We start from the raw sequence: 12930 nt of genomic DNA on the forward strand, positions 1-12930 counted from the left end.
AGTACTATGACCCAAGCGACGATTTACCATAACCCACGTTGTTCAAAAAGCCGTGAAACCTTAGCTTTACTCGAGCAACAAGGCTGCGACATTACCCTAGTGGAATACTTAAAAAATCCCCCTACGGCTAAAAACATCGGCGACATTCTGGCTAAACTAGGCATAAGTGCTCGCGAATTAATGCGCACCAAGGAAGCAGAATATCAAGCCTTGGGACTTGCAGACTCATCACTAACAGAATTGCAGTTGATTGAGGCTATGGTCAACACTCCTAAACTCATCGAACGGCCAATTGTGCTCGCCAATCAAAGCGCAGCCATCGGCCGTCCTCCTGAGAATGTGCTCACTATTCTTTAATCCATGATTTTTAAACCAAAATGGCTTTTATTTTCAACCCTTAGGTAGACTTATGACGTCCAACACCTTATTTATCCTTAGCCGTTTAGGCTACTTTGCGCTAGTGCTGCTATTAGGCGGTTGGTTTGTTGGCCAAGGGATTAGCGGTGAATACACCCTGCTATTTAGTCTCTTATGGATAGTGCCGTTATTACTACCCGCAAAGGGTGTTTTCCAAGGTAATCCATACACTTACGCTTGGGCAAGTTTTATTCTGTGCTTATATATGTTACATGGGCTCACCCTGCTTTATGTCACCAATGACGCCTTCGCTTTTGCCTTAATCGAAGTATTATTGATTGGCGTACTGCTAATCGCTTTCCCATTTTATGCCCGCATACGTGGTCGTGAACTGGGATTAGGCCTGAAGAAAAAATCTAAAGAATAGTCAGTTCAATGTATTTTCAGTGCCGTTTAACCTTGCTGGGTATGGCGGCATTTTTTATATTAGAAGGCCAAACCTTGGCTCAAATATCCCTTATGATCTCAGTCTGAATATCCATTTCAACCTTAGTTTCAACCTCTGTTCCGACGTCAATTCCCATCACGACAAAATTAACACTTATTATACTTACACTGACTTTTTGCAACTAAGTACCCGTGCTATAGTCAGTTTCTCACAGTATAAGCGTCCCATGACGCCACAAAAGTCTAAATAGCACAGCAGAGTTAGCAAGGGAGAATGGTGTAATGGGAATGTCGATACCACTGAAATTTTTCGGATTTATGGCTTGCTCTGGCCTACTTGCGGCATGCGGGGGCGGTGGTGATAGTAAACCAGATGATAGTGTAGTCACGCCCCCCTCCACCTCACTAGCACGCTGCACAGATAGCATTTCGCCACTCATTACCACCACGTCATCCTCAATTCGCTTTCAAACCGAGCAAAATTATGTGGCGGGTCAATCTAGTACTATCATTGCCAATATCCTAAATCGTGACAGCCAAGACTTAACCTTCCGTTGGCAGCAAATCGATGGCCCTAACATAGCACTCGTCAGTCAAAACAGCCCGGTATTAGCCCTTGATACTCCCACCACAGGCGGCTACCGTTTTAGCTTGCATGTGACGGGCAGTAATCTAGATGTCTCCGGAGAAATTGGTATTAATGTCGATCCCGCATCGACGGGTATGCTAAACGTCCGTCAAGATCACCAAGTGGTTGAAGGCAATAATGTGAGTTTAAGACTCGGGCAACAATCGGAATTAAGCGCAGCAAATATCTCTTGGTGTGTAGCATCTGGCCCAGATTTAATGGTCGATGTGAGCGATCCGTTTAGACCCTTGTTTACCGCGCCAACGGTCACTCAGGATACAATCACTCGCCTCAAAGTGAATGCCAACGTCAATGGCAATCAGCTTAGCGATGATGTCTTTGTGCTAACAACCTCAGCGCCAGCGATCAGTTCGCCATACTTCGATACCCCAGTTGCGCGCACCCATGCCTATCGTCCGACTTCACCTTACGCCAATGTGCTAGCAAACTGTGTTTACTCCAATCAGCTTAATGATAGCTGCACTATCAATACCTTACCTTTGATAGGTCAAACCTCAAGCGATCTAAATCGTGAGACCATTCTAAATCGTGTACTGGTTTCACACGACTGGATGGGCGATAACTTTGCCGCTTTCTTAGCCCAGATGGACCCCAACAGCGATTTTGCTCGCCTATTACAATCCGTCACGGCCGTGGTGATTAGCTATGATGTACGCCCTTCTTTTTATTGGGTAGTCACAGGGGCGATTTATCTCGATCCCAATGATTTATGGCTTACGCCAAGCCAACGCGACACTATTAATGAAGCGCCGGATTACCGCAGTAATTTTGGAAATGATCTTAACTTTGTGATGCCTTGGCGTTATGTAAAAGATAACCAATATGCCTCCCTTGGCGTGCCTATCACCGTCAGAGCAAACCGCACATTAGCGCAAATCAACCCCGATCTGGCCTCCTTGTTGTATCACGAACTCGCCCATGCCAATGACTTTTTTCCACGCAGCGTGCATGCCACACTCACAGGGCCAAGACTGTTAGATGACTACAGCCGCCGCAATGCCAACAAGAGTCTAATTTCAGATCAAGTCAGCAAAACCTACCCATTAACGAGCACTGAAATGATGGGACTTGCCAATGTTAGTTTCCTCGGCGCAGCGGCGAGTAATGTGCAAAAGGCCTATCAAGCATCGGATGTCAGTACTTTCTTTTCTACCGATATCGCCAGCGACTTCTATGCCTATTCCAGTACCCGTGAAGACACGGCCATGTTATTTGAGGAAGCCATGATGAGTTATCGCTATCAAATATTGCGTGATGTCGCCGTCACCAATAAACCTGCGATTTTAACTGCGGATTCGCTGATTATTGACTGGGGACAAAGGGGACGAATTGCGCAAGACAGTCTAGAAAATCGCGCTGCGTTGGTGATTGATGAAATGCTGCCAGAGCTTAATGGGATCAGTCTGGTCGAAAGCCTACCCGAGCCAATTAATATGGTGCAAGGTCAAAGCTGGCGTCAAACATTAGCAATATCGCCTGCGAATACGCAGCTCAAAGGCCAAAGCAATGCAACTGCAATTAATGCCGAGTCTCGTTTTGAAGCCGAACTTCGCTTAAGTGGTGACCGTCACCAACATCCACAACAATAGCGTTTTAAATTTTAGATAAACAAAAGCCCGTATGTATTCAACATGACGGGCTTTACTATTTTTGGCTTTAATGCCAGTAGGTTTTGTATCTTCAGAACGAACACAAGCCATGCTGTATCTAAAGGTGTAGCATCTCTTTAGCAAACGGAATCGTGAGCTTACGCTGATGCACTAATGAGGCTTTATCTAACTTATCCAATACATCAAACAAGGTACGCAAATCCCGCGCCATACGGTTCAGTAAAAAACGCCCGACATCTTCCGGTAATTGCAGGCCACGCATAGCGGCGCGGCGTTGCAGTGCGGCAAGTTTTTCATCATCTGCCATGGGTTGCAGTTGGTAATTCAACCCCCATTGCATACGTGAAACAAGATCTGGCAAGAGGAACCCAGCATCCGCAGGAGACGAGCTGCCGCTGACCACTAAGGCGCAATTCTTATTTTCTGCGACGCGATTGTAGAGATCAAAAATCGCCTCTTCCCAAACGGGGTGGCCGGCGATGGCATCGACATCATCGATACAAACCAAATCCAACTGTTCTAGGCCTTCAAGCAATGCGGTCGAAATACTCGCATGTATGCCTAAGGGAATATAAAAGCTGCGACGCTCCACTTCATTAGCGTGCGCGCAAGCAGCGTGCATTAAATGGGTTCGACCCGATTTAACTGGGCCCCACAAATAGATGGCGGCTTCACCATGCCCTTCGGCATTCGCTCTCAATTTTTGAATAAGTTCATCATTACCCGCGGCGGGGTAATAACTATTAAAGGTTTCGTCGTCTGGCAAATGCACAGGTAACGAGAGTTGCAGAGGTGAGTTTAAGGGCACTCGGTCTTCTCAATATTAAATAAAAACAATGCCGTGCTTAACTAAGCACGGCCGATAACATCTTAATGTAAACGCCATTCATACACAGGTTTGCCAGTTTGATTAGAGACAGGGCTAAATTCACCTGCACTCACAGGTGCGACCACAGAAATACGCGGCTCTAAGCTTAATAAGCGTTGTAAATCCGTCTCTGAGCCAAATAAATCTAACGAGAAAGTCACAGTATTACCTTGAATATGCGTTAACGTGGCATTTTTAATCGCGCTGAGTTGCTTCAAATATTTTTCAACTTCAACTAATTGCGCCATTTTTTGGATATTAACGAAGGTAACACTCGCACCAAGCTGAGTACCAGTATCGGCAATCGCATACTTAGTAAAATAATATTCACCTAACGCCGCCATCATAGCGGTAATCGCTTGGGCCGAATTTTCAGCAGTACCGTTGTAACTGAATAACGGTGGCGTCAAAGAGTCAATGGTAGCCTTAGTATAAAGATTTAAACGATAACGAACCTGATTCCCGGCGGCATCAATTGCCACTAGCGCCAAAAAGTCAGCTTGATAGCGGCCAGATACACTCGCTACTATGTCGGCAAACATCCCTTTAATATCGTTAGGATTTATACCCATCAACTCATCAAGATCTAAGATAGGCAGGAGTACAGGTATACCGCGGGCATAGGAAAAATCGCTAAAAATCTTACGTTCGGCTAACGCAGATGAGTCACCCAATATCATAGTGTCGCCATCACCAGGCATAGCGACCCAAAATAAGGTCAGCGGGCGTTGAGTTCCCCAAACAGGCAATTGTGCCTGACGCAGTAACGCCACTATGCGGCGATGCTCAAAACTCGCGGTCAACAGCAATTGGCCATTTTGCTCGATATAACCATACTGGCTCAGCAAGGTATCAGGATTACTGAGCTGAGATTGGATTAGGCTGTTATCGAGGGATCGCGCCGTCCCAGTGTTCTTGATAATGACTTGCTCAAGTGCACTTTTTAAGGCTTTGTCGCGTTCAGCAACTGCGCGCGAAGACACAGGCACATTGGCCTCATCTAATTTACTCACCTCAACAGCATTGACGCTATTAATCGTGAACAGACAATATAGAAATGCAATTAAGCTCGGCTTCAATAGGAATTTCAGCATCTTTGAGTAGTTGAAGTAGCGTCAGATGAGGCAAATTGTACCATAGTTAGCGCCTTAAGCGAGTCTTGCCAAAATTTAGCCCCATTTCCGTGCCAGCCATAGCACAGAAAACCCAAACAGTGATCAACGTCGGCAAAACAGGCGATTTTCTCCTGCTCAAAATCCGACAAACTGTTATCATTTGGCGGTTTACCCTAAATTAACGAGAATAATAAATGAGACGACTCGCTATCCCCCTACAGGGCGCGCAAATGCTATTTGTGGCCTTCGGTGCCCTAGTACTAATGCCGCTACTTACAGGGCTCGACACCAGTGTGGCATTGTTTACCGCAGGTATCGGTACCCTACTCTTCCAATTGATTACTAAACGCCAAGTGCCTATCTTCCTCGCATCTTCCTTCGCCTTTATTGCCCCCATACTTTATGGCGTGCAGACTTGGGGAATTCCATCCACAATGGGCGGCATTATGGCCGCGGGCGTGGTCTACGTCATGCTCGGCGCCTTGGTTAAAGTGCGCGGCACCGACTTTATTCACAGACTATTGCCCCCAGTCGTAGTGGGACCTGTGATCATTATTATCGGCCTTGGCTTAGCCCCCGTTGCGGTGAATATGGCATTAGGCAAGAGTGGTGATGGTAGCTTGACTTTAGTCGCTACAAATACGGCGTTATTTATTTCGCTCGCATCGCTTGGTACCACTATCGCGGTGGCGATTTTCGCAAAGGGCCTACTCAAAGTGATGCCGATTTTAGCAGGTATTATAGTAGGTTACAGCTTAAGCCTAGCCTTTGGTATTGTTGATTTTGCCGTTGTGACCGCTGCAAGCTGGATTGCTATTCCTAAATTTGTCGCGCCAGAATTAAACTGGTATGCCATCGCATTTATGATCCCAGTGGCAATCGCCCCTGCGGTAGAACATATAGGTGATATTCTGGCGATATCCAACGTCACGGGTAAAGATTTTATGAAAAAACCCGGTCTGCATCGCACGCTAACGGGTGACGGGATTGCCACAATTGCAGCCGCAGCCTTTGGTGGTCCACCGAACACAACTTACTCAGAAGTGACAGGTGCAGTAACTTTAACCCGAAATTTTGATCCTAAGATCATGACTTGGACTGCCATTACCGCCATCACTTTAGCCTTCGTTGGCAAACTCGGTGCGCTGATGCAAACTATCCCCGTCCCAGTGATGGGCGGTATCATGTGTTTGCTATTTGGTTCCATTGCCGCAGTTGGCCTCAACACCCTTATTCGTAATCATGTGGATTTATCAGAGCCACGTAATTTAAGTATTGTAGGTGTTACCTTAGTCTTTGGTATCGGCGGCATGGCATTTGGCATAGGTTCATTCAGTCTGACTGGTATTAGCTTGTGCGGTATTGTCGCAATTACCATGAACTTACTATTACCCGCGACTAAGCCACACAATAAACACCACGAGTCTGATGTAACGCCTCATTAATTACGGCTTGAAGACACGATCAATTTCGAAGTAGGTCGTTGAAAAATGAGTACTTTATAAAATTGATCGTTTCTTAAGAAACCACCATAAAAAAGCCGCCGTGATATCAATCACGGCGGCTTTTTTATGAAGCAATATTTTTATGAAGTAAGAATTAACTCTTACTCCTCAGTCTTGATCTTAGCGGCAGCCGCTTTAATCAAAGGTTGTAATTCGCCTTTTTGGAACATGTCCACGACGATATCACAGCCACCAATCAACTCACCTTCAATCCACAATTGTGGGAAAGTCGGCCAGTTAGCAAACTTAGGTAATTCTGCGCGAATGTCTGGATGCTGAAGAATATCCACGAATGCAAACTGCTCACCGCAGTTAATCATGATCTGAGCGACCTGTGACGAGAAGCCACAGCTAGGCAACTTTGGAGAACCTTTCATATAAACAATGATAGGGTTTTCCGTGATCTGTTGCTTAATTTTCTCTACTGTTTCCATTTTGATTCCGAAGTAGGATGACATTGACTCAATGCGACTATTGTACGTCAGCTAGACGCAGAACAAAATCCCACAGTTTGTAAGGTTATGTCGACATTTGATTTTTCGATGGCGTCTATCTAGTCAATTAGCTAAACAATGATTCACATCACAAATTTTATCGGTACAATAGTCCTAAGTGAGCACGTTTAAGAAACGATAACCTAAGACCATGGAGAGATACTAATGGCTTTCGAATTACCCGCATTACCATATGCAAAGAACGCACTAGAACCACACATTTCTCAAGAAACCATAGAATACCACTACGGCAAGCACCACAACACTTATGTTGTGAAGCTAAACGGCTTAATCGAAGGAACTGATTTCGCTGGCAAATCTTTAGAAGATATCATCAAGACTTCTACCGGTGGCGTATTTAACAACGCAGCTCAAGTGTGGAACCACACTTTCTACTGGAACTGCTTAGCCCCTAATGCTGGCGGCGAACCAACAGGCCCAGTTGCTGATGCAATCAATGCCGCTTTCGGTTCATTCGACGCATTCAAAGCGCAATTTACTGATTCAGCAGTAAACAATTTCGGTAGCGCTTGGACATGGTTAGTGAAAAAAGCCGATGGCACTCTTGCTATCGTTAACACTAGCAATGCAGCGACACCACTGACTGACAGCACAGTAACGCCAATCATGACAGTTGACGTGTGGGAACACGCTTACTACATCGATTACCGTAACGTGCGTCCTGACTACCTTGCCCACTTCTGGCAATTAGTTAACTGGGACTTCGTTAACCAAAACTTCGCAGGTTAATTCATTTAACCTAACGTAGTTTACTGCCGAATGAGCAGTGGGTTAATCCCAGTAAAAAGAGCCCTAGTGGCTCTTTTTTTATGCCCCTCGTTTGCCGCCCATCCCTTATCCCACCGATTTATCCTCCGCTAACTACAAGTGCAATAATTGCGTTTGCAACTATTTGTTATTGTTTTTATTTGATATTTTTTTGACACAGATAGTGAGTTTGTGTCTAAGATTAGAGTAGGAGGCTGGCTAGCCAGTTATCCGTTCCATGACATCACTGGCGTTTCAGGGGGTTTATATGGGCATTTTCGAGCATTACCAAAAGCGCTACGAACAAAAACTCGATGAAGAATATTCTTTGCAGGAGTTTCTGGACATCTGCAAGGGAGATCGCAGCGCTTACATGTCAGCATCAGAGCGACTACTGCTTGCAATTGGTGAAGCAGAAGTCATTGATACCGCAAAAAATCCAACACTTAGCCGTATTTTTTCGAATCGACTTATTTCACGCTATCCCGCATTTAAAGATTTCTTCGGCATGGAAGACGCCATAGAGCAAATTGTGGCTTACCTAAAGCACTCGGCTCAAGGATTAGAAGAATCCAAACAAATTCTATACCTACTGGGCCCAGTGGGCGGCGGTAAGTCATCGCTAGCCGAAAAACTCAAAGCCCTAATGCAAAAAGTGCCCATTTACATTCTGAGCGCGAATGGAGTCCGCAGCCCAGTCAACGATCACCCCTTCTGCCTGTTTGATGTGGAAGAAGATGGACAGCTGTTAAAAGAGGAATTCAACATTCCCAACCGTTATCTGAAAACCATCATGTCGCCTTGGGCGGTAAAACGTCTGCATGAGTTTGGTGGCGATATCTCCAAATTTCGCGTGGTAAAAGTCTTTCCATCCATTCTCGACCAAGTGGCAATAGCGAAAACTGAACCCGGTGATGAAAACAACCAAGATATTTCGTCCCTTGTCGGTAAAGTCGATATTCGGCAACTCGAACATTTCTCCCAAGATGATCCCGATGCTTACGCCTATTCAGGCGCATTGTGCCGTGCAAACCAAGGGGTGATGGAATTCGTCGAGATGTTTAAGGCACCAATTAAAGTGCTGCATCCACTACTGACTGCGACGCAAGAAGGTAACTATAACGGCACAGAAGGCTTATCGGCCCTGCCCTATAGCGGGATTATTCTGGCTCACTCAAACGAGTCCGAGTGGTCAACCTTCAAAAACAACAAAAACAATGAAGCCTTCCTTGACCGTGTTTACATAGTCAAAGTGCCCTACTGTTTACGGGTCTCAGAAGAGCTGCAAATCTATCAAAAATTGCTAATCAACTCTGAGTTATCGAAAGCGCCCTGCGCTCCCGGCACCTTAGAAACCTTAGCGCAATTTAGTGTGTTGTCACGCATCAAGCCGCCTGAAAACTCCTCCATCTACTCTAAGATGCGGGTATATGACGGTGAAAGCCTCAAAGATACCGATCCTAAGGCTAAGTCTTACCAAGAATACCGTGATTACGCAGGTGTCGATGAAGGCATGAATGGACTATCCACCCGTTTTGCCTTTAAGATTTTGTCGCGGGTATTTAACTTCGACCATTCAGAGATCGCAGCCAACCCAGTACATTTATTCTATGTCCTCGAACGACAAATTGAACAAGAACAGTTCCCCGGTGATACCGCCGAACGTTATCTTGAATTCCTAAAAGGTTATTTGATCCCTAAATATGTGGAGTTTATCGGTAAAGAAATTCAAACCGCTTACTTAGAGTCTTACTCTGAATACGGCCAAAATATCTTCGACCGCTATGTCACTTACGCCGATTTTTGGATCCAAGATCAAGAATACCGCGACCCAGAAACAGGTCAGCTATTCGACCGCGCCGCCCTCAATGCTGAACTTGAAAAGATTGAGAAGCCCGCGGGGATCAGTAATCCTAAAGATTTCCGTAATGAAATCGTCAACTTTGTGCTGCGCGCCCGCGCGAATCATGAGGGTAACAATCCACTCTGGACCAGCTACGAGAAACTTCGCACAGTGATCGAGAAGAAAATGTTCTCCAACACAGAAGATTTACTGCCTGTTATTTCCTTTAACGCCAAAACGTCGAACGACGATCAACGCAAACACGATGATTTCGTCAATCGCATGATGGAGAAAGGCTATACCAAAAAACAAGTCCGACTCTTGTCTGAGTGGTATTTACGAGTTCGTAAATCTTCTTAAACTTGCGCTAACTAAGTACAGGGCTTTGGTGTTGCCAAAGCCTTCGCTGGGTTTTGGGAGGTGCGTATGGCGAACTTTATCGATAGACGGTTGAATGCGAAAGGAAAAAGCACAGTCAACCGCCAACGCTTTATCAATAGATATAAGCAACAAATTAAAAAAGCCGTCAGCGATGCAGTGACTCGTCGCAGCGTAACGGATGTAGATAAAGGCGAAAAAATCAGTATCCCTACACGGGATATCAGTGAACCTATGTTTCACCAAGGCAAAGGCGGTGTCAGGGATAGAGTGCATCCCGGTAATGACCAATTTACCCGTGGCGATAAAATTGACCGACCACCTGGTGCTTCAGGCAGCGGTTCGGGCAAAGGTGAGGCCTCAAACTCGGGTGAAGGCGACGATGACTTTGTGTTCGAAATCTCTAAGGATGAGTATCTAGAGTTATTGTTTGAGGACTTAGAACTCCCCAATCTACAAAAAAATCGCCTTAATAAACTGGTGGAATACCAAATCTACCGTGCGGGATTCACCAATGATGGCGTCCCCGCTAACATCAATATTGTCCGTTCATTACGTTCATCCCTTGCTCGTCGCATTGCGATGTCGGCCAGTAAAAAGAAACTATTAAAAGAGTTAGAACAAGAACTTGCTGAACTGGAAAATATTCCAGGTACTAAGGCGGAGTTGATTTTGGATTTAAAAGCTCAAATTGAGGAGTTAAAACAAAAGATTGCTAGAGTGCCGTTTATCGATACCTTCGATCTGCGCTTTAATAATTATGCGAAACGAGAAATCCCCTCTAGCCAAGCTGTGATGTTCTGTTTAATGGATGTGTCTGGTTCTATGGATCAGGCAACTAAAGATATGGCAAAACGCTTCTATATCTTGCTGTATCTGTTCCTCACCCGTACCTATAAAAATTTAGAAGTGGTTTACATTCGCCACCATACCCAAGCCAAAGAAGTCGATGAACACGAGTTCTTTTACTCCCAAGAAACGGGCGGCACCATAGTGTCCAGTGCATTGAAATTAATGCATGAAATTCAACAAGCCCGCTACCCAGCCGATGAGTGGAATATTTACGCAGCACAAGCATCCGACGGTGATAACTGGGCTGACGATTCACCTACCTGTAGGCAATTGTTAGAACAAAAAATATTGCCACTGGTGCGCTACTACAGCTATATCGAAATCACCAATCGCGCCCATCAAACCCTGTGGCGCGAATATGAATCCCTGCAACAGCATTACGACAACATCGCCGTGCAGCATATACGTCAAGCCGAAGATATTTACCCTGTCTTTAGGGAGCTATTCAAGAAACAAGCGGTTTAAGGGGGCACTATGGGGATAACTAAATCAACATCTTGGACACCACTGAGCGATGGTCCCGACTGGAGCTTCGAGCTACTGCAAGACTACCTCAAGGAAATTGAGCGGGTGGCAGCGCTCTATAAACTCAGCACTTACCCAAATCAAATTGAAGTCATCACTGCTGAACAGATGATGGATGCTTATGCTGGCATAGGCATGCCCATAGGTTACACCCATTGGTCTTTCGGCAAACGTTTTATCGAAACCGAGCAAGGTTACAAACGTGGCCAAATGGGGCTCGCCTATGAAATTGTGATTAACTCTAACCCCTGCATCGCTTACTTAATGGAAGAAAACACCATCACAATGCAGGCGCTGGTGATAGCTCACGCCTGTTTCGGACATAACAGCTTTTTTAAAAACAATTACTTATTTAAGACATGGACAGATGCGAGCTCGATTATTGACTACCTTGTCTTTGCTAAAAACTACATAAGTGACTGCGAGCAAAAATACGGTGTAGAACAAGTCGAAAGCGTCATAGACTCCTGTCATGCGCTAATGAACTATGGTGTCGATCGTTATAAACGTCCCTCTGAAATCTCATTCAGGGAAGAACAAGCAAGACAAAAGGATCGCGAGGCTTACCTTCAAAGCCAAGTAAATGATTTATGGCGCACCATTCCAACCCATCAACATGAGCAGTCTCAATCGAAAAAACGTCGTTTCCCCGCCGAACCGCAGGAAAATATTTTATATTTCATCGAGAAAAACGCTCCTTTGCTTGAACCATGGCAAAGGGAAATAATCCGTATTGTGCGTAAAATGGCGCAATATTTTTATCCGCAAAAACAAACTCAAGTGATGAATGAAGGCTGGGCAACCTTCTGGCATTACACTATCTTGAATCACTTGTACGACGATGGCGTGGTCACTGACCGCTTCATGATCGAGTTTTTGCAAAGCCATACAGGCGTTGTGGCCCAACCCGATTACAACAGTCGTTATTACAGTGGCATCAACCCATACGCCTTAGGTTTTGCTATGTTCACCGATATTCGGCGTATTTGTGAAAATCCAACCGATGAAGATAAAGCTTGGTTTCCCGACATTGCTGGCAGCGATTGGATTGAAACCTTACACTTTGCGATGCAAAACTTTAAAGATGAAAGTTTTATTAGCCAATATCTTTCACCTAAAGTTATCCGCCAATTTAAATTGTTCGGTATCCATGATGATGAGAAACGCAATTATCTTTCGGTATCCGCGATCCACGATGAACGGGGCTATCAAGATATTCGCCAGTTACTATCACGACAATATAACCTGTCTAATATTGAGCCAAATATCCAAGTACATAATGTGGAAATCAACGGTGATCGATCCTTAACCTTACATTATGTGCCAAATAACGATATTCCCTTAGCCAATAGCCATAAAGAAGTATTAAAGCATTTACATCGATTATGGGGTTTCACTGTCACCTTAGAGCAAAAAAATGCAGATGCGAGTATTAGCGTCTTAGCATCCTGCCCTGAAGCCAATAAACCAGAATAATAAGCACAATAAAAAGGCCGTTTCCAATTGAAACGGCCTTTTT

At 45.0% G+C, this 12930-nt stretch carries 11 protein-coding genes; 8 read left to right on the forward strand and 3 right to left on the reverse strand.

Going from position 1 to position 12930, the window contains the following annotated elements; genetic code table 11:
* Positions 1-6 precede the first annotated feature (6 nt).
* The 3 genes from arsC to L5L91_RS00775 all read left to right on the forward strand — a co-directional run bounded on the left by arsC (position 7) and on the right by L5L91_RS00775 (position 3042).
* Entirely contained in the window at positions 7-357 is a 351-nt protein-coding gene (gene arsC / locus L5L91_RS00765) for an arsenate reductase (glutaredoxin) (RefSeq protein WP_263235428.1), read from the forward strand.
* A gap of 52 nt (positions 358-409) precedes the next feature.
* Positions 410-784, forward strand: a complete 375-nt coding sequence (locus tag L5L91_RS00770) for a DUF2069 domain-containing protein (RefSeq protein WP_028760312.1) — start codon at positions 410-412, stop codon at positions 782-784.
* Positions 785-1086: 302 nt separating this feature from the next.
* On the forward strand, positions 1087-3042 hold the full coding sequence (locus tag L5L91_RS00775) for a hypothetical protein (protein WP_263138244.1): 1956 nt from the start codon (positions 1087-1089) through the stop codon (positions 3040-3042).
* A 118-nt stretch (positions 3043-3160) separates the two neighbouring features.
* On the opposite strand, the gene hda is transcribed toward L5L91_RS00775, so the two are convergent.
* Positions 3161-3871: a DnaA inactivator Hda gene (hda, locus tag L5L91_RS00780; protein WP_168823935.1), complete on the reverse strand. Its 711-nt coding sequence runs from the start codon at positions 3869-3871 to the stop codon at positions 3161-3163.
* Between the two features lie 62 nt (positions 3872-3933).
* A complete protein-coding gene (locus L5L91_RS00785) occupies positions 3934-5025 on the reverse strand; it encodes a DUF2066 domain-containing protein (protein WP_105252829.1) in 1092 nt (363 codons plus the stop codon).
* A 215-nt stretch (positions 5026-5240) separates the two neighbouring features.
* Here L5L91_RS00785 and L5L91_RS00790 point away from each other — a divergent pair, with 215 nt between their 5' ends.
* Positions 5241-6491 (forward strand): uracil-xanthine permease family protein, encoded by a 1251-nt coding sequence (locus L5L91_RS00790; protein WP_028760316.1) that lies wholly within the window; start codon positions 5241-5243, stop codon positions 6489-6491.
* A 161-nt stretch (positions 6492-6652) separates the two neighbouring features.
* Here L5L91_RS00790 and grxD read toward each other — a convergent pair whose 3' ends face one another.
* On the reverse strand, positions 6653-6985 hold the full coding sequence (gene grxD, locus L5L91_RS00795; protein ID WP_011846572.1) for a Grx4 family monothiol glutaredoxin: 333 nt from the start codon (positions 6983-6985) through the stop codon (positions 6653-6655).
* Positions 6986-7210: 225 nt separating this feature from the next.
* Between grxD and sodB the strand changes: the two genes are divergently transcribed.
* From sodB to L5L91_RS00815, 4 genes are all read left to right on the forward strand, one after another.
* Positions 7211-7795 (forward strand): superoxide dismutase [Fe], encoded by a 585-nt coding sequence (sodB, locus tag L5L91_RS00800; RefSeq protein WP_028760317.1) that lies wholly within the window; start codon positions 7211-7213, stop codon positions 7793-7795.
* Between the two features lie 286 nt (positions 7796-8081).
* Entirely contained in the window at positions 8082-10016 is a 1935-nt protein-coding gene (locus tag L5L91_RS00805; protein ID WP_105253139.1) for a PrkA family serine protein kinase, read from the forward strand.
* A 66-nt stretch (positions 10017-10082) separates the two neighbouring features.
* A complete protein-coding gene (locus tag L5L91_RS00810) occupies positions 10083-11351 on the forward strand; it encodes a YeaH/YhbH family protein (protein WP_263235431.1) in 1269 nt (422 codons plus the stop codon).
* Positions 11352-11360: 9 nt separating this feature from the next.
* Complete coding sequence (locus tag L5L91_RS00815; RefSeq protein ID WP_263235434.1) at positions 11361-12887, forward strand: SpoVR family protein; 1527 nt, start codon at positions 11361-11363, stop codon at positions 12885-12887.
* Positions 12888-12930 lie beyond the last annotated feature (43 nt).

Origin of the sequence: Shewanella sp. SM55 (genome assembly GCF_025654025.1) — a bacterium.
In the GTDB taxonomy this organism is placed as follows: Bacteria; Pseudomonadota; Gammaproteobacteria; order Enterobacterales; family Shewanellaceae; genus Shewanella; species Shewanella oncorhynchi.